18 protein-coding genes are annotated in these 17774 nt (G+C 50.2%); 6 read left to right on the top strand and 12 right to left on the bottom strand.

What is annotated here, in order from left to right; all coding sequences use genetic code 11:
• Nucleotides 1-182 (top strand): hypothetical protein (locus C3B51_RS23790; protein ID WP_206076646.1); only part of this gene is annotated, 182 nt, incomplete at its 5' end.
• A gap of 98 nt (nt 183-280) precedes the next feature.
• Here the strand turns inward: C3B51_RS23790 and rpmG are convergent.
• The 3 genes from rpmG to radC all read right to left on the bottom strand — a co-directional run bounded on the left by rpmG (nt 281) and on the right by radC (nt 1638).
• Complete coding sequence (gene rpmG / locus C3B51_RS15850; RefSeq protein ID WP_005493124.1) at nt 281-436, bottom strand: 50S ribosomal protein L33; 156 nt, start codon at nt 434-436, stop codon at nt 281-283.
• Between the two features lie 12 nt (nt 437-448).
• Nucleotides 449-685 carry a 50S ribosomal protein L28 gene (gene rpmB, locus C3B51_RS15845; RefSeq protein ID WP_010383680.1) on the bottom strand — a complete coding sequence of 79 codons (237 nt, stop codon included), beginning with the start codon at nt 683-685 and terminating at the stop codon, nt 449-451.
• Between the two features lie 278 nt (nt 686-963).
• The gene (gene radC / locus C3B51_RS15840) at nt 964-1638 is read right to left on the bottom strand and encodes a RadC family protein (protein WP_125717018.1); all 675 of its coding nucleotides are present in this window, start codon (nt 1636-1638) and stop codon (nt 964-966) included.
• 130 nt (nt 1639-1768) lie between these two features.
• On the opposite strand from radC, the gene coaBC reads away from it, so the two are divergent.
• The 3 genes from coaBC to C3B51_RS15825 all read left to right on the top strand — a co-directional run bounded on the left by coaBC (nt 1769) and on the right by C3B51_RS15825 (nt 6615).
• Entirely contained in the window at nt 1769-2968 is a 1200-nt protein-coding gene (gene coaBC / locus C3B51_RS15835) for a bifunctional phosphopantothenoylcysteine decarboxylase/phosphopantothenate--cysteine ligase CoaBC (RefSeq protein WP_130245693.1), read from the top strand.
• A gap of 156 nt (nt 2969-3124) precedes the next feature.
• On the top strand, nt 3125-3715 hold the full coding sequence (gene slmA / locus C3B51_RS15830; protein ID WP_010383685.1) for a nucleoid occlusion factor SlmA: 591 nt from the start codon (nt 3125-3127) through the stop codon (nt 3713-3715).
• Between the two features lie 140 nt (nt 3716-3855).
• Nucleotides 3856-6615 carry an alpha/beta hydrolase family protein gene (locus C3B51_RS15825; RefSeq protein ID WP_130245692.1) on the top strand — a complete coding sequence of 920 codons (2760 nt, stop codon included), beginning with the start codon at nt 3856-3858 and terminating at the stop codon, nt 6613-6615.
• A gap of 43 nt (nt 6616-6658) precedes the next feature.
• On the opposite strand, the gene C3B51_RS15820 is transcribed toward C3B51_RS15825, so the two are convergent.
• Nucleotides 6659-8848, bottom strand: a complete 2190-nt coding sequence (locus tag C3B51_RS15820) for a YgiQ family radical SAM protein (RefSeq protein ID WP_130245691.1) — start codon at nt 8846-8848, stop codon at nt 6659-6661.
• 63 nt (nt 8849-8911) lie between these two features.
• Entirely contained in the window at nt 8912-11104 is a 2193-nt protein-coding gene (locus C3B51_RS15815; protein ID WP_130245690.1) for a bifunctional diguanylate cyclase/phosphodiesterase, read from the bottom strand.
• 184 nt (nt 11105-11288) lie between these two features.
• Here C3B51_RS15815 and C3B51_RS15810 point away from each other — a divergent pair, with 184 nt between their 5' ends.
• Together C3B51_RS15810 and C3B51_RS15805 are read left to right on the top strand one after the other, a co-directional pair.
• Nucleotides 11289-11819: a hypothetical protein gene (locus C3B51_RS15810; RefSeq protein WP_130245689.1), complete on the top strand. Its 531-nt coding sequence runs from the start codon at nt 11289-11291 to the stop codon at nt 11817-11819.
• A complete protein-coding gene (locus C3B51_RS15805; protein ID WP_130245688.1) occupies nt 11816-12697 on the top strand; it encodes a TIGR03899 family protein in 882 nt (293 codons plus the stop codon). The genes C3B51_RS15810 and C3B51_RS15805 overlap by 4 nt, the downstream gene beginning before the upstream one ends.
• 56 nt (nt 12698-12753) lie before the next feature.
• Here C3B51_RS15805 and C3B51_RS15800 read toward each other — a convergent pair whose 3' ends face one another.
• The 7 genes from C3B51_RS15800 to dusA form a co-directional block, all read right to left on the bottom strand.
• Nucleotides 12754-13515 carry a TIGR04219 family outer membrane beta-barrel protein gene (locus C3B51_RS15800; RefSeq protein ID WP_125717012.1) on the bottom strand — a complete coding sequence of 254 codons (762 nt, stop codon included), beginning with the start codon at nt 13513-13515 and terminating at the stop codon, nt 12754-12756.
• Nucleotides 13516-13519: 4 nt separating this feature from the next.
• Nucleotides 13520-14518 (bottom strand): DUF2333 family protein, encoded by a 999-nt coding sequence (locus C3B51_RS15795; RefSeq protein WP_130245687.1) that lies wholly within the window; start codon nt 14516-14518, stop codon nt 13520-13522.
• An 8-nt stretch (nt 14519-14526) separates the two neighbouring features.
• Nucleotides 14527-15036, bottom strand: a complete 510-nt coding sequence (locus C3B51_RS15790; protein ID WP_125717010.1) for a copper chaperone PCu(A)C — start codon at nt 15034-15036, stop codon at nt 14527-14529.
• A 128-nt stretch (nt 15037-15164) separates the two neighbouring features.
• Complete coding sequence (locus C3B51_RS15785) at nt 15165-15488, bottom strand: hypothetical protein (protein WP_125717009.1); 324 nt, start codon at nt 15486-15488, stop codon at nt 15165-15167.
• 9 nt (nt 15489-15497) lie between these two features.
• Nucleotides 15498-15704, bottom strand: a complete 207-nt coding sequence (locus C3B51_RS15780) for a PspC domain-containing protein (protein ID WP_125717008.1) — start codon at nt 15702-15704, stop codon at nt 15498-15500.
• Nucleotides 15705-15762: 58 nt separating this feature from the next.
• Nucleotides 15763-16428, bottom strand: a complete 666-nt coding sequence (locus tag C3B51_RS15775; protein WP_130245686.1) for a PspA/IM30 family protein — start codon at nt 16426-16428, stop codon at nt 15763-15765.
• A 175-nt stretch (nt 16429-16603) separates the two neighbouring features.
• The gene (gene dusA, locus C3B51_RS15770; protein ID WP_130245685.1) at nt 16604-17617 is read right to left on the bottom strand and encodes a tRNA dihydrouridine(20/20a) synthase DusA; all 1014 of its coding nucleotides are present in this window, start codon (nt 17615-17617) and stop codon (nt 16604-16606) included.
• Nucleotides 17618-17774 lie beyond the last annotated feature (157 nt).

Raw genomic sequence — 17774 nt, 5'->3', positions numbered from 1 at the left:
CATATTTGCTCCGTCAAATTGAACAGGTATTAAGTGAAATTGGTATTAACTGCTCTGTAAGGCAGACTATGCATTTTCTTTCGTATTGTCACCTTACCCTGATACTGGTATACCAACATCACACAATTCATGACGGACGGGCAGACAAAAAGCCCAAAAATGGGGTCTCAAAAATTGAATAAAATGGTATACCTGCGAATCAATGCAATTGAAATTAAAGCTCAAAACGCAGGCAATAAAAAACCCGGCCTGAGCCGGGTTTTTCGAATCTAAAAGCGAATTACTTGATTTTCGCTTCTTTGAAGATCACATGCTTACGTACTTTAGGATCGTACTTTTTGATCTCCATTTTTTCAGGCATGTTACGCTTGTTCTTGTCGGTAGTGTAGAAATAACCAGTACCAGCAGTAGAAACTAGACGGATCTTATCACGCATGATTTAAGCTCCTTATACTTTTTCGCCGCGAGCACGGATATCAGTCAATACCGCGTCGATGCCTTTTTTATCGATGATACGCATACCTTTAGTAGTAGTGCGTAGAGTAACAAAGCGCTTTTCGCTTTCAACCCAGAAACGGTGTGTTTGCAGGTTAGGTAGGAAACGACGCTTAGTTGCGTTGCGCGCGTGTGAACGGTTGTTACCAACAACCGGGCGCTTACCTGTAACTTGACAGACTTTAGACATGTCTATATATCTCCAATAACTTCGCTCGAGCTTAACTTCCCCTTAGGCCTTCAAACTGCTTGCCCTGGGTAAAATCAAAGGGCGCTCTTTATACAGTATTTACAGGCAGAGTTCAAGGATCTGATGATATCCTAATCAGCTCATGGGTAAATTTGATAGCGGCCAATTATAATGATCCATGGCCGCTTAGGAAAGTAAAAACTGCATTTAAATTAAACTATTTTTAATTTATGCTAGGAAAGCGCCCTGAAACACGTCATATCCAAGCCAACCTCCTACTACAACAGCCCTCTTTGGGCAAATGAAAGGCAACAACTCCCTGCCACAATTAAGTGATCAAGTACCTGAATATCCACCAGCGCAAGGGCACGCTGCAATTTATTGGTGATCAGCTTGTCTGCTTCACTGGGTTCAGCCACCCCCGAAGGATGGTTGTGGGCAAATATCAAGGCGGCCGCATTGTATTTCAGCGCCGCTTTCACTACTTCTCTGGGGTACACACTGGCGGCGTTAATGGTGCCCGAAAACAGCACTTCATCACGGATCAGGCGATTCTGGTTATCCAAAAACAGCACCATAAACACCTCATGATGCAACCCCTTGAGCTGAATTTTCAGATAGTCACTGACCGCCTGAGGCGAGCCAAACTGTGCATCGCGAACCATGTCTTCCAGCAAATAGCGGCGGCTCAGCTCCAGTACCGCCTGTAACTGTACGTACTTGGCTTCACCCACCCCTTTAAACTGACAAAACTCGCCGCACGACACATTCATCAAAGCCTGTAACGAGCCACTTTGCTCAATCAGCGACTGAGCCAGCTCTACGGCATTCATACCGGCCACCCCGGTACGTAAAAAAATAGCCAGTAGTTCGGCATCACTGAGCGCACTGGCGCCACTGGTTAACAGCCGCTCTCTCGGGCGCTGTGCTTTGGGCATGGCCAATAGTTGCATGTTTGCATCCTCCTTGTGGGCATTCATCACGTCACTGTGATTCTCTGAGTGTAGTCACAGGGCAGAATAATTCAAAACCCGGGGTAGGCTATGCTATCTTAGCGCTAGTTTTTATTTGCAGGGGCCGAGCATGAGCCAAACACACAAGCGTATTCTTCTGGGGATCAGCGGTGGGATCGCCGCCTATAAATGTGCCGAACTGGTACGACGGTTAAAAGAGCATCATTGTGAAGTCAAAGTGGTAATGACTGGATCGGCTAAGCAGTTTATTACCCCATTGACCATGCAGGCGGTATCGGGCGAGCCCGTTGCTGACTCTCTGCTCGACCCGGCTGCCGAAGCCGCTATGGGCCATATCGAGCTGGCAAAGTGGGCTGACCTGGTTTTAGTGGCTCCGGCCAGCAGCAATATCATCGCCAAGATGGCCGCAGGTATTGCCGATGATCTACTTACTACCTTATTGCTGGCAACGCCGGCCAAAGTGGCCATAGCACCAGCCATGAATCAGCAAATGTATGCACATCCGGCAACTCAGGCTAACCTCAGCACACTGGCAAACCGCGAAGTGGCTGTCTGGGGACCCGGTCAGGGCGAGCAGGCTTGTGGCGATGTGGGCAAAGGCCGCATGCTGGAGCCACATGAGCTGGTCGCACTGGCACTGGGTGCGCTGACACCCGAAGCCCCACTATTGGCAGGTAAAACCGTGACCATCACCGCAGGCCCAACGCGCGAAGCACTCGATCCGGTACGCTATATCAGTAACCACAGCTCAGGTAAAATGGGTTACGCGCTGGCAGAAGCTGCGCTTGCACTGGGTGCTCATGTTCACCTTATCTCCGGCCCGGTCGCACTCACGCCACCACCAGGCTGTGACGTGCACATGGTGAGCAGTGCGCTCGATATGCATCAGGCGGCCATGAAATTAGCGCCTAATTCAGATGTCTTCATAGGCTGTGCAGCCGTGGCGGATTACCGCGCCGCAGACATCGCCGAACAAAAAATCAAGAAGCAGGGCGATGAGATAACCCTGACGCTGGTGAAAAACCCGGATATCATCGCCGACGTTGCCGCGCTGACCGCGCAGCGCCCTTACACAGTGGGGTTTGCCGCTGAAACCCAGGATGTCGCGCAATATGCGCAAGGCAAATTGAAAAACAAAGGGTTAGATATGATCTGCGCTAACGATGTCAGTCAGGCCGGAATAGGCTTTAATGCCAATGATAATGCGCTGACCCTGTTTTGGGACAATGCGCAACAATCTTTACCCCTGGCAAGCAAGTCAGAGTTAGCGCTTACTGTCGTCAAAGCAATTGCCGGTAAACTTAATTAAGTTCATGTTAAAAGACTGGAAAGAAGCTGAATAAAGCATTAACATGGCCAAATAATTGAGTTTAGGGCTTCGTAGCTAGTCGTTCTGGTGAGCATAACGACCAGCCAGCATGGAGCCCGCTCCTACTAAAATAACGATAATGATAAAGGAAACCTCATGCCAGCGACTAAACGCAGTAATCGCAAAGAGCAAATACTTCAATCCCTTGCGCAGATGCTTGAAACCAGTCCAGGGCAGCGTATTACCACCGCCAAGCTGGCGACTGAAGTCGGCGTCTCTGAAGCCGCGCTGTATCGCCACTTTCCCAGTAAGGCACGGATGTTCGAGGGCCTGATTGAATTTATAGAAGATACTTTGCTGTCGCGCATCAATTTGATCCTGGAAAACGAAAAAGAAACGCAAAGCCGTATCTACAATATTCTGATGTTGTTACTGACCTTTTCGGAAAAGAACCCGGGGATCACCCGTATCCTGACCGGTGATGCGCTACAGGGGGAGCAGGAACGACTGCGCGAGCGTGTACAGGGCCTGTTTGAGAAACTCGAAACCCAGTTTAAACAAGTGCTGCGAGAGCGCAAACTGCGTGAAGGTAAGACCTTTGCCAGCGATGAAGCCGCATTAGCAAACTTTTTCCTCGCGTATGTTGAAGGTAAAATGAACCAGTTTGTACGCAGCGACTTTAAAGCCAAGCCGGCGGCCAACTTCGCCAGCCACTGGCAAGAGCTACAGCGTATCTGGCTGGCATAGCCAGCTCGCAGCCATAACAAGCAGGCGGGCCCGCTCCGCCTGATTTTATCCAGTTTTTCCTAATACCCAACGCAGTACAGTTTAGTCTCTCAGATAAAAGTGTTACAAAGTTACAACTCCTATCGAACAAGAAACATATTATGACGTTTGCCAAATCTTTACTCACGGCCGCCCTGTTTTGCACATCCGCCCTCGCCGCTAAACCCAGCCTGGAATTTAATGATGTATTTGACTTTAAGTATGCTCAGGGCCGGGTCCTGTCAGAGGACGGGCGCTTTGTTGCCCTGAGTGCTCAACCTTACCGGGGAGACAGTACAGGCCAGCTGTATAACCTCAGCACCCAGAAATTGATAGCCAGTGTAGAGCGCGGCACCAAAGCCCAGCTCAACCGGGCTGCCAACTGGGCTGCCTTCACTCAGGTGCCGAGCCTGCTGACATCAGAAACCACAGATAAAAAAGCCCGTAAAAAGCTCAAACGCGCCCTGGTTTTGGTGAATACACAAACGGGTGAACAGCGCACCTTTGAGGCCGTCAAGGATTACCAACTCAGCGACGATGGTCGCTGGCTGGCCTATCGCCAGGATGTTGAAGCCAGCAAACCAGATAAAGCTGAGAGCAAGGCTGACGGCGCAATTCCAGCCGACAAGAAAGACAAAGCATATCCACTGGTCATTGTAGATTTAACCTCTGACCAACAACATAAGTTTGAACAGGTTGGCCGTTACGCACTGAGCCCGGCGGAATATGGCGTGCTGATGAGCACGCAGAGCGAAGATGGCGCCGACAACCAAATTCAGTATTTTGATTTAAGCCGGGCACAGCTCAGTGTATTAATAGACGAGCCTGGCGTGACCCTATCCACTATCGCCTGGCACCCCTATTCCTCACTGGTGGCCTTTACGCAGGGCAATTATGTCAATGGCGATACACGCCGCCGCGACTACCAGGTGCGTTTATGGGATGCCAAAGTCGACCGCTTCACCGACGTGGCACAAGCGCAGGGCTGGTATAGCCCGAAATCTGCAACACTAAGCTGGTCAGAACAAGGTGAGCGACTGTATTTTGAGAACCGTCCGCACCTTGCGCCTAAGCCCGTCGAGAAAAAATACCAGGATCAGACATCACTGACCGACCTGGATACCATTATGGCCCAGTCAGGTCTGAAGGTCTGGCATAACAACGATGAGCAGATCAAACCACGCGAGATCCATACCTGGGAAAAAACCAACCGGGACCGTAACTATCAGGCGGTCTATCATTTGGGCAGTGAACGTGTGGCTCAGCTGAGTGATGAAACGGCACGGGATCTAACCCTCAATCGTGAAGCCCGCTTCCTGCTGGCCAGCAATGATCAGCCTTATCTGCATCAGATCATGTATAAAGGTTTCTACGCCGACTACTATGCCGTGCAGGTTGCAACGGGTGCACGCAGCTTTATCGTTAAAGAAGCACCGAATCGCCCCACGCTGTCGCCAACGGGTCAGCATGCCGCTTATTTCCTGAACGATCAGCTGTGGCTTAAAGACTTACATGCACAAAAAGAAACGGCCGTCAGTCAGGCTGTTCGCGACGCACTGTTTGCCGATGACCGTCACGATTACCCCGAGCCGAACCCGGGATACGGATTTGCAGGCTGGCAACGCGATGGCAGCACGCTGTATGCCTACAGTAAATTTGATATCTGGGCCTTTAATAGCCAGACCGCTGAGGCTAAACGCCTGACACAAGGGAAAGAAACCCAGACACAATACCGGGTGATCAAACTGGATAAAGATTTTGTTGGTTTTGATGCGGATGATCAGGTATACCTGTCGGCACACAATCTGGCAAACAAGCAAACACATATAGCCAGGCTCAACCTGGCTACGGGCAAGCTCACCACCCTGACCTCAGGGGAAGCAAAATACAGCTTGCTGGAAAAAGCCAAACAGGCGGATACCCTGCTGTTTACCAGACAGAGCTACCATGAGTTTCCTGATCTGTGGCAAACCGACAGCGCCTTTAGCCAGCGCAACCGGATCACTAACCTGAACCCTCAGCTCAGCACCTTTGCCTGGGGACAAAAGCCCGAGCTGGTGCAATATCAGGGATACAATGGCGAGCCCTTGCAGGGCGTGCTGATCAAACCTGCCAACTATAAGCCAGGTAAAAAAGTGCCGGTGATCTTCTATTTCTATCGCTATATGAGCCAGCGCATGTATGATTTCCCGCACATGGTGCTGAACCACAGACCGAATTTGCCGATGTTTACCTCGAACGGTTATGCCATTTTCCTGCCCGACATTCGCTTTGAAATTGGTTACCCGGGGCGTTCATCAACGCAAACCCTGGTTAATGCCGCACAAAAGCTGATTGACCTGGGCGTTGCCGATCCGGATAAGATAGGCCTTCAGGGGCACTCCTGGGCAGGTTATCAAAGTGCTTTTGCTGTCACCCAAACCGATATGTTTAAAGCCGTGGTATCCGGTGCGCCCGTATCTAATATGACCTCGGCCTATAGTGGTATTCGCCTGAAATCGGGTCTGGCACGTCAGTTCCAGTATGAGACCGGACAAAGCCGGATTGGTAAAACACTCACCGAAGCGCCCGAGTTGTATATTGAAAACTCACCGGTATTCTACGCCGACAAGGTCAATACCCCCATTCTGTTGATGTTTGGTGATAATGATGGTGCGGTACCGTGGCAAGAAGGGATCCAGTACTATCTAGCACTGCGCCGTCACAACAAGGATGCCATCTTCTTACAGTACGAGGGCGAACCGCATCACCTGAAACAGTTCCCGAATCAGGTGGACTACTCTGTTCGCATGAAGGAATACTTTGATCATTACCTGATGGGTAAGCCCGCTGCGAACTGGATCAAATCCGGGATCCCTTATCGTAAAGAGCCCGAAAACTAAGCCAAAAAAAGCCGCTATCCAGCGGCTTTTTCTTTGCTCCGCGCTAGCGTTTAGCAGCGCGCCCTGCGGGTTTATTCTTACCCACTCTGGGCTTGGTATTGGCCTGATTAAACTGGCCAAAGCCACTGTGACGCGTCAGCGCTTTGCTGCCCGGCTTACGTCGGGTAGTGCTCTTACCTTCGTTGCGCCCGGCTTCCGGCACCAGACACTGTGGCCCGCGTCCAATCAGGTTTGCCTTACCCATTTTCTTCAGCGCTTCGCGGATCATCGGCCAGCCAGCCGGATCGTGATAACGCAAAATGGCTTTGTGCAGACGGCGTTGTTTGGCGCCCTTAGGGACCGCAACCACTTCTTTGTTGTTTTTGATGTTACGCAACGAATTCATCTCGGTATGATAAATGGTGGTTGCGTTGGCCATCGGTGACGGATAGAAGTTCTGCACCTGATCCAGCTTAAAGTCATGGGCTTTAAGCCACAGCGCCATATTGACCATATCCTCATCCGTGGTGCCCGGATGCGCAGAGATAAAATATGGGATCAGATACTGCTTTTTGCCCGCTTCTTTGGAGTATTTATCAAACAACTCTTTGAATTTGTCATAGGTACCCATGCCCGGCTTCATCATCTTAGACAACGGCCCCTGCTCGGTATGCTCGGGCGCAATCTTAAGATAACCGCCAACGTGATGAGTAACCAGCTCTTTGACATAGCGCGGATCTTCAATGGCCAGGTCATAACGCACGCCAGACGCAATCAGGATTTTTTTCACCCCTTCTACATCGCGCGCCTTGCGATACAGCTCTATGGTTGGCGTATGATCTGTGTCCATATGCTTACAAATATCCGGGTATACGCACGACAGGCGACGACAGGTGCTCTCCGCTTTTTTACTCTTACAGCGCAGTTTATACATGTTAGCCGTCGGACCACCCAGATCGGAAATCACGCCGGTAAATCCCGGTACTTTATCGCGGATCTGTTCAATCTCATCGATGATTGACTGCTCGGAGCGACTTTGAATAATACGTCCTTCGTGCTCTGTGATTGAGCAGAAGCTGCACCCGCCAAAACAGCCCCGCATGATGTTCACGGATGTTTTGATCATGTCATAGGCTGGGATCTTTTCATCGCCATAGCTGGGGTGCGGCACACGCTGGTAAGGCAGACCAAAAACTTCGTCCATCTCATCGGTTTCCAGCGGAAAGGCGGGAGGATTGACCCATACGCTACGATCGCCATGACGCTGAAACAGCGCTCGCGCACAACCCGGGTTGGTTTCCTGGTGCAAAATCCGTGACGCATGGGCATACAAAGGTTTGTTTACACTCACCTGCTCGTAAGCCGGCAGCTTCACATAGACTTTTTCCCAGGGTTTCAGTTTTGGGGGTTGCACCACAATGGGCTGGGCCTGAGTTGCATCCTGTGCCTGCTCAGCCTGTACAAACTCCGACTTACTACAGCCAACATCGTCGGCTCCATAAGGATTAGGGATAGGATCAATTTTGCCAATTTTATCTATGGCGGTTGAATCACTACCGCGCCATTCTGGTAACGGCTCCTTGCGGATCACGGCGGTGCCGCGCACATCCTGTATGGTATCAATGGACTCGCCATTGGCAATGCGGTGTGCCACTTCAACCAACGGGCGTTCGGCATTACCGTAAATCAGCAAGTCTGCTTTGGCATCGAAAATGATGCTGCGACGTACTTTTTCCTGCCAGTAATCATAATGCGCTATACGGCGCAAGCTGGCTTCGATACCACCGATCACCAGTGGTACCTCTTTGTAAGCCTCACGACAACGCTGGCTATACACCACCACGGCGCGATCCGGGCGCTTACCACCCACATTGCCGGGCGTATAGGCGTCATCGTGACGAATGCGTTTTTCCGCGGTATAGCGGTTGATCATGGAATCCATATTGCCGGCCGTCACGCCGAAAAACAGATTCGGCTTACCCAGGCTCATAAAGGCGTCTTTGCTCGACCAGTCCGGTTGCGCGATGATCCCAACTCGAAAACCTTGCGCCTCTAACACCCGGCCTATGACTGCCATCCCAAAGCTGGGGTGGTCGACATAAGCATCTCCCGTGACTATGATGATGTCACAGCTATCCCAGCCCAGCGCGTCCATTTCGGCGCGACTGGTCGGTAAAAAAGGGGCTGGACCATAACATTCGGCCCAATACTTGGGATAAGAAAAAAGCGGGCGCTCGGCCTGTAACGCATTCATGATGACGGCTCAATGCTGAAAAAAGAAGCGGATTATACTAAAAAGCGTGATGGCTTCCCAGCCCTAGCTTTTTAAATAGGCCAGTAAATCGGCCTCGGCCATGGGCTTGGCAAAGAAAAACCCTTGTACTTCATCACACCCCAGGGCACGTAAAATATCTGCCTGCTCCTGCGTCTCAACCCCCTCAGCAATGGTTTTAAGCCCAAGGTGGCGGCCTAAAGAGATCACCAGCTCAGCAATGGCGCCGGAATCTTCATGGGGGATCCCTTTAACAAACGCGCGGTCTATTTTTAGCCTGGCCAGAGGTAGCTTTTGTAAATAGCTCAACGACGAGAAGCCAGTACCAAAATCATCGATGGCCACTTCAACACCAAAGGATTTCAGTTCGCTGAGGGTGTGCACCACGGTATTGATTTCATCCATCACCACACTTTCTGTGACTTCCAGTTCAATTTTTTGTGGCACCACATCATGGTCCAGAATCGTCTGCTTGACCTGCTGGGCGTAATTAGACACCTTAAACTGCGGCACAGACACGTTCACGGCGACACTGATGTCATGGCCCAGCGAGCTCAGTTGCTTTTGCATCACACAGGCCTGCTCCAGCACCCATTGACCGATTTCCACAATCAAACCGGCGTCTTCTGCCAGCGGCACAAACACCGCCGGCGAAATGTAGTCGCCCTTTCCGGTTGGCCACCTTAGCAAAGCCTCACAACCAATCACAGCATTAGACTCAGACTGTAAACACAACTGCGGCTGATACCAAACTTCCAGCTTGCCCTGTTCAAAGTCTTGCCTAAGCTGGCGAATAAGGCCCAGTCGCCAGGCCATTTTCTCTTCTAGATCTGAGCTATACCAGTTCAGTGTTTGCCGCGCCTGTTTTGCCTGGTTCAGGGCGATGTAGGCCAGTTTCAGCGTTTCCAGCCCCTGGGGTGAAAAGTCGCTCTGGCAGCACACGCCGATATGAAAGTGCATAGTAAGTACATGCTCACCAACCTGATAAGGTACGGTGAGTGCGTCTAAAAACAGGGTTTCATCAAAACTTTGCTTAGGCAGCAAGACCCCGAATACATCCGCCCCGATACGAGACAGTAGCTCGCCTTGTGGACACTCCTGTTGCAGGCGCTCTTTCACCGCCAGCAGCAGTAAATTACCCACTTCCTGACCTAACCCGTTGTTGATATCCGAAAACTGGGCAATATCAATCAGCACAAACACCAGACTATCTTGCTCAGACTTATAATATTGCGCTATCTGATCAACAAAGTTTGCCCGGTTTGGTAATCGGGTCAGGGCATCTTTATAGGCAACATCGCGCAGCTCGTTGATCAGTTTAATGTTGTCGAGACCGACACTGACATTGGTCAGAAAGATTTCCGCAAATTGCATCTGTGCCGCATTCGGCGGCTCTGCCACTTCCAGGTAAATAGCTGCACGACGATTTTTACCTTGCAGTAAAAAGGTCACGTCGTGATCGGTTTGCTGATGGGCATCCATATCAAAGCAGTTTTGCACCTGCATGATCACCCGACCATTGTCGATTTGCTCCAGCCCCTGGCCGATGTGGGTTAAATAAGGCTCTGTGCCACCAAACACCAGCACCTTAGCGTCTTTCTCAATTGCGCCAGCAACCAGGCCATGGGGCTCGGAGCCGAGAATTTTAGCCAGCTGATTGACCACAGACAAACCAAAAGACGGCATATCTGTGTGGCCTAAAATGGCATGGGAGGCTTCGAGGATGTTGGTCAGTGCCAGGCTTTGTTGTTCGAGTTCGCAGATCTGTTGATAAGAGCGAATGGCTGTCAGTAAAGAGGTGACCAGCTTACCGCGGGTCAGCTCAGTTTTCATTTTATAGTCATTGATGTCGTATTCGCGAATGACTTTTTCTTCCGGCGCATAGCCTGGCTGCCCGGTGCGCAAAATGATCCGCACAGCATAATTGCCAAATTCATCTCGCACTTTCTTTACAACGGACAGGCCCGCATCATCGCTTTCCATCACCACATCGAGTAACAGGATGCAAATTTCGGGATGTTGAGACAACACCTCCAGTGCTTCTTTACCTGAATAAGCATGATGAAATTTGAGCGCACGCCCCCAGAACTCAACCCCGGACAGGGCCAACTTAGTAACCGAGTGGATCTCTGGATCGTCGTCCACAACCAGTACATCCCAATACGCGCTGACTGTTTCTTGTGAGTCATGCGTTGAGTCTTGATCCGCAAACAAAAACTCTTCTTGTTCTGACGCCATCATCAACCTTATGTTCAACTACTTAGTTTCTGCCCACATGACATATTTGCCTATGTGTTATCTTATAAATTATGATAGGTTTTTACTATCAAGATCCATACCCGTTAACACTCAAGTAATATTATAGTCGATGTTCAACAACTTGTGCTCGTTAACTAAATAATATAGCGGCTCTTAGCAGGTTATGACAGCATCAATTTTTCGGGCTTTAGCGTTCAGCATTGTTTTGATATTCGGCCTGATTGTGGCCACCGCTTTGCTTCCCTCTGACTATCAGGCCCAAACAGCGCAGCGGGTAGCCAATCATGACCTGCCAGTCTTACAAAAGTATTTAAATGCCGAACACTGGCAAGAACTATTGAGGCCACAACCGGATCTGCAGCTGGTGTTTTTGACTCAGGCTGAACACGTAGGCGGCTATGGTGAATTGGCCCATCCCTGGGGGTTGGCAGAGGTGACAGTGCTAAGCCTGGAACAACAGCGCGTAGCCATTCAACTGCGATTCAATGCTGAGCACGTCGCCCATATCGAGCTTTTGCTACAATCCCAGGCCGATACCTTATTGGTCCAGTTCAGTGTCAGAGGGGAAAACCACACGCCTTTGGTGGGCGGACTGTATGCCCGCTTTGCGGCTTACTATATAGAACAACAACTAAAAATGATGCTGAACCAGTTGATCAGCCAGTTAAAATTACACACACAGGGAGTGGTATGACAATAAAAAATGCCCAGGCACGCTCCAGTTTAGCGCTTCTTATCGAAGAGAAACTGGGCTATGCCATGATCAAACAACCAAAAGCGGTCATACAATCTGAAGAGCGACGCTTTGCGCAGACCTCTAACCCGAATCAAAATCAATTTATTGTGCGCAGCGAACACGGGGTACTCAAAAGAGCACTCAAACGCAATCAGTTGCAGCGTATTGCCCAGCAACGCAATATCGAATCGATTATGGGGATGTCACTGACTTTATGCCCCGATGTCACCAGTCGGGGGCGCCCCGATCCGGATTGGCTGGAGCACTTTATCGCTCTGGCCGAGGACATTGCCAACAGCGCCATGCAAAAGCTCTGGGCTAAAATTTTAGTTGGTGAGTCGATCGCACCGGGCACCTTTTCAATCAAAAGCCTGCAAACGCTAAAACAAATGACGCAAAAAGAGGCCGATGCGCTGCAGCGCTGTGCATCCTTGTGCGGCTATCTTGAAAAAGAAGACAGCTATCTTATTTTGCTGGGATTTTATAAAAAGCCATCGCTGTTCGATTTACTTCGAAAAGGGGCGAAAGAATCACTGAATCTGGCGCAGGCCGGATTGAGCTTTCCTCATATTCTGACCCTGATGGACATCAATCTAATCTATCGCCAGGAGATTGAATCAGCAAACCTGCAAAAAGGGCAGTCGCTGACACTGGCCTATCAGGGTAAACACCTGTCTATTGAAGCCAACAGCAACGATCTGGTCCTGAGCTATTACAAGCTAACACAAACCGGTGATGAACTGAAAAAACTGATTAATACGCCTGTGAACAAGACCTACAGACAACTATTAGGAAAAGCATTCGAAGAAGAATTTACCCTGACCTGGGAATCATGAGGGGGAAGGAATGTACCAAAGCGATACTTTGCTACATTCCAGCTAAACAGCCAGGTTTAGAAATGAACCTGCACGCCTGCGAACGGACCCGATGCATCTAAGTCGGTAGTGATATCATCAACATCGTCCAGCTCAACTACCATAGAACGATACCCTGCGCGAACTGCCACATCCACGGCCATATTATCGATAAACTCCCAGGCAACACCAATCTGGAAGTCCTGGATTTTACTGTCATCAATGGCCAGTAAGCTGCCTTCGGCGAACACACTCAAGCCGGTCAGTGGTAAGCCTACTTCGCCTCTTAAGTAACCCAGTGGGATAAAGCCTGAAAAGTCGACCGTTTCAGTGGTTGATTCACCATTGGCAAAACCGGTAACACTGATATCGCCGTCAAAGTGTTTGGCATTCAGACCGAAATCAAACGACACCAGATCGTTGTCGAACAGCTCATAATACAGGATGTAATCCATGTGGTTCAGATCGCCAACTGTATTCACTGTACCGCCCACGGTGAAGCTTTTGTCACCGAAGTCGAAGGTTTCATTCAGTACTGCTGAACCTTCCAGTTTTAACTCGGTATACTTGAGCTTGACGTTAGGCACTAATGGCACCGGGTGCTCGAGCGCAGCATAGAAGCTCGAGAAGTTTTTATCAGCAAAGTCAAAGTCTTGCTGATTACCCTTGTTCGCAAAGCTACCTTCAGGCTCTGCGCCCCACGCTTCACCACCTAAATATAAGCCTAACAGGGTATCTGCTTGAGCTGCAGGTGCAAGGCAGGCCAGAGATAAGGCCGCCGCTAAACAGTACTTTTTCATTTATTTATCCTTGCGCTAAAAGTTCACTGAGTTCAATAAGAGCCGCATTGGCCCGGGAAATATAGTTCGCCATCACCAGTGAGTGATTGGCGACCAATCCAAAACCACTACCATTTAAAATCATCGGGCTCCACACGGTTTCCTGTGTGGCTTCTAGTTCCCGGATGATCTGCTGCAGGCTCACTTTTGCATTTTTCTTCTCGAGCACATCCGCAAAGTCGTATTCTACCGCTCTTAAAAAGTGTAACAGAGCCCAGGTGGCACCACGGGACTCATAAAATACATCGTCAATCTTCCACCACGACGTTTTCACCTCATGGTGATTGGCGGCAGAGGTTGCCTGATTCGCTGCGCTGTCGCCAGCCAGGTCAGTGTTCAGCCTGTCCTGGCCGACACTGGCGCTCAGCCGCTGGCTTAAGCTACCCAGGCGTTTTTCGGCCTCTTTTAGCCAACCCCTGAGGTTATCTGCCCGGGCGTAAAATTGACTGCCCTGATCGGCGGGATTCGAAATTTGCAGCAGATAATCGTTCAGATGCGCAATACCGGTGCGATACTCGCCCTCGGCGCTGGGCCATAACCAGGCCGTTGAGCTGATATTAAACTGCGGTTGGGCTTTTTTCAGGCTCGGGTGCTCGGTTGATTGCGACTGAGAGCGGCTAAAGTCTTTGCGCATAGACAAGGCCATGTCACGGACCATTTCCAGCGCGCCATATTCCCAGGCCGGCATATTGTCCATGATCACACTCGGTGGTAAGACATCGTTAGATAAATAACCGCCCGGTTTATCAAGTAAGGTTTGCGAAACGGTAATAAGCGTGTGGGTAGTGACGTAACCGGTCACCAGCTGGGTGTTCGTCCGCTCGGCGTGGCGTTTCGCACTGCCAACCACATCAAATTGCTCAGGCTCCGCACTCCAGTAAATTGCCAGGCCATAACCGAGCAACAGGATTACCGCCAGTGCGGCCCAGACTTTACCCATATGACTGTGTGTTTTGTGATCCATCAAGACTCCTAGTGATGCTGATGTCCATTTTTCGCGTTATGCATCTGCGCCTTTAGTGACACCACTTCAATCAAACCATAGACGCGATTGCCATCAGCAAAATATAGTGTAAGTTTACGATTTTCGCCCACTTTTAATGGTTTTGTCGGCTCAAAGGCCATCAGGTGGTAGCCGCCGGGCTTAAATTCAACCTGGCTATCTGGCGCTATCTCAAGTTTGTCTATCTTTTGCATGCGCATCATGCCATTGACATGAGTGTGTTCATGGATCTCAACTCGCCCCAGCCCTTCTATCTCGGCTTTAACTAAGGTCATGGACTGCTGGCTGGCATTGGCCAGTGTAAAATAGCCGGCGGTCGAGCTGGCCGTAGGCAGAAAATCGCGCAGTCTGGCGTGCATCAACTGCACAGAACCCGGTTCAGCGTGGGCGTGATGCGCCGCCTCGTGGGTATGGTCCGGATGTGCCTGCGACAGCCAGGGCAATAAACACAGTATAAAGAAGGCTAAATTTTTGATCATAAGCGCTTTCCTTGTTGAGTATAGTCCATTGACTATACCACATTAGCCTTAGTTTAACGCGCTTTCATCACCATTTCTTTACAGCCTGCTGCTGCGTTCAATCAGCACATAACGCTAAAACAGGCACCTTAACAAAGCGCCTGTTTATCACTCACTAACCAGCCAATCGCGACCAAAAATAACAACGGAATGGCAATCAGTACTGAGTTAAACAGCAGTGCTAATACTAGCCCAATGAGCACTACTAACATGACGCCGAGCAACCCTATGCTCAGCAGAGCCAATAAAGCAAAAACGGCGATCATAGCCACAAACAGGCTCAGCATTTCGATCCCTACCCAGCTTACATCCAGGACCACCTCAGGGACACTGAACCAAGCCAGTGGCGAAGACACCCAGGATAAAGCGGATAGCACCACTAAGCCAATCAGTAAGATAAATGCCGCTTTCATGTTGCCTCCTCAGGTGCGCTCCGAAAGCACAATCCAGGCGATAAAGTACGCCATCAATACCAATACCGGTGCTTTTAGTGCCAGTAAGACGGTGATCACACGGACCAGCCAGGTTGGCATATCCAGCCTGTTTGCGACATTGACACATACCCCGGCCACTTTTTTGCGCGGTTGCTGCGGGCGTGTCGTACTGTAATAAGTATCATGTTCTGTCATCAGATCTCTCCTCACTATAACTACCTTGCGGGCCACTAGGCACCAATATTGCCCACACCTAAGCGGGTTGTGTTTTTTGTTTCAGCTCGGCCAGCGCTTTATCCACTTGCTCTTCGCGTGCCAGTGTCTCCAGCGCCTGCCATTGCGCTTGCTCTTTGCTAACCAGTTCATAACTGTCAACTTCGGCTTCGACCCGCTCAACCTTACGTTCAAGGTGCTCAAAGCGACTTAAGGCCTCTTCAATCGACTGCTGACTTGCCACACTGCGCGCTTTCAGCTGGGTGGTGGCTGTATGTTCACGGCGTGCCAGTTGCGCTTCTTTATGACGTAGCTGATTGAGCTTGTCAGTCAGGATTTGCGCATCCTGCTCCAGCTTGTCGTAAGCCCGCTGTAACTGCGCCGTCTCATCTTCAATATGCTGCTGGGCTTGCTGACATTTTTGCTTTTCCAGCAACGCAGCGCGGGCCAGATCTTCACGGTCTTTTTGCAGCGCGTACTCTGCCTGCTGTTGCCATTGCTCGGCTTTTTTAGCCAGCGCCTGATTGCGGCGCGCCAGCGCTTTTTGCTCACAGATCACCTGTACCACAGTACTGCGACATTCACTGAGCGCATCCTCAAGCTGAGTCACGATCTGACGCTGGTTCTTTTTCGGATCATCCGCTTTGTCGAGCAACGCATTAAACTCGGCTTTGATTAAATCTTCGATTCGGTCGATTAAGGCCATGACAGGCTCCTTGAGTAAGCTAATGTTGATTAACTTATTCCAAGGTTTATGCCAAAACACACTTATAATTAAAAATCAGGTGCTTAGATTGAAAATAGTCGTATTGATATGAAGAATATGGAAGGGGGTTGTGGTCAAAAAAGCACATAGTTAGCTTTTTTGACCAAAATCAGAGCTACAGTTCCGGTACAAAGCTCAGCGCTTTCTCCATCACGCTGATATCGGCACTTTTTCCATGGCCGTTTTCCGACAAATGACGACGGAAGCCACGGGCACCCGGTTGGTTTTGGAAAATCCCCAGCATATGGCGGGCGATATGCCAAAAGTTCGCACCCTTAGACATTTCAGCCTCAATGTAATCGTACATGCTACGAACAACCTGATGCCGGGTCTGGGTAAACGCCGGGGCACCATACAGGGCACTGTCAACCTCAGACAGCATAAATGGATTACTGTAAGCCTCTCGGCCAATCATCACGCCATCCAGGTGTGCCAGGTGATGCTGACATTCCTCAATGGTTTTAACGCCGCCGTTAATACTGATATGAAGGTCCGAATAGTCCTGCTTGAGCTGATACACACGAGGGTAATCCAGCGGAGGAATTTCGCGGTTTTCCTTAGGACTTAGACCCTGCAGCCAGGCCTTGCGGGCATGAATGATAAAGTCATCACAACCTACGGCTTTTGAGGCTTCAATCAGCCGGGTCAGGAATTCATACGAATCCTGCTCATCAATCCCGATCCGGGTTTTCACCGTCACCGGGATAGAGACTTCACTTTTCATCGCTGCGACGCACTCAGCCACCAGCTCAGGTTCTGCCATCAGACATGCACCAAAGCGACCATTTTGCACCCGATCCGATGGACAACCCACGTTGAGGTTCACTTCGTTATAGCCGTATTGCTCAGCGCGCTTTGCACATTCAGCCAGGGCTTTGGGGTCTGATCCGCCAAGCTGCAACGCCACCGGCATTTCGTGCTCACCAAAATGCAGGTAATCGCCCTTACCAAAGATAATCGCGCCTGTGGTGATCATCTCAGTGTAAAGCACCGCGTGCTTAGTCAACTTACGGTGAAAAGTCCGGCAATGGCGATCAGTCCAATCCAGCATGGGCGCAACGGAAAAGCGGCGAAACGCCGGGTTGCTTATGTCTAGCGGGCTTGCGCCTGAATTATCTGTGTTTGTCATACTACCTCTGAACGCTCAAATTAACAGCTCGAAACTGTCAACAAGACTAATACCAAACTACATGCTGGCCCGTCTGTCGCAAATAGTGGGTCGCGAGTGGCCATCAAAATAGTACCAATTTGCTTAATTAAGTGTGCTATTTTGAGGCGAGAAAATA

The sequence above is a fragment of the Pseudoalteromonas rubra genome (genome assembly GCF_004212645.1).
In the GTDB taxonomy this organism is placed as follows: Bacteria; Pseudomonadota; Gammaproteobacteria; order Enterobacterales; family Alteromonadaceae; genus Pseudoalteromonas; species Pseudoalteromonas rubra_G.
Note: the sequence above shows the minus strand (reverse complement) of the source record. Positions and strands in the feature narration are given on the sequence as shown.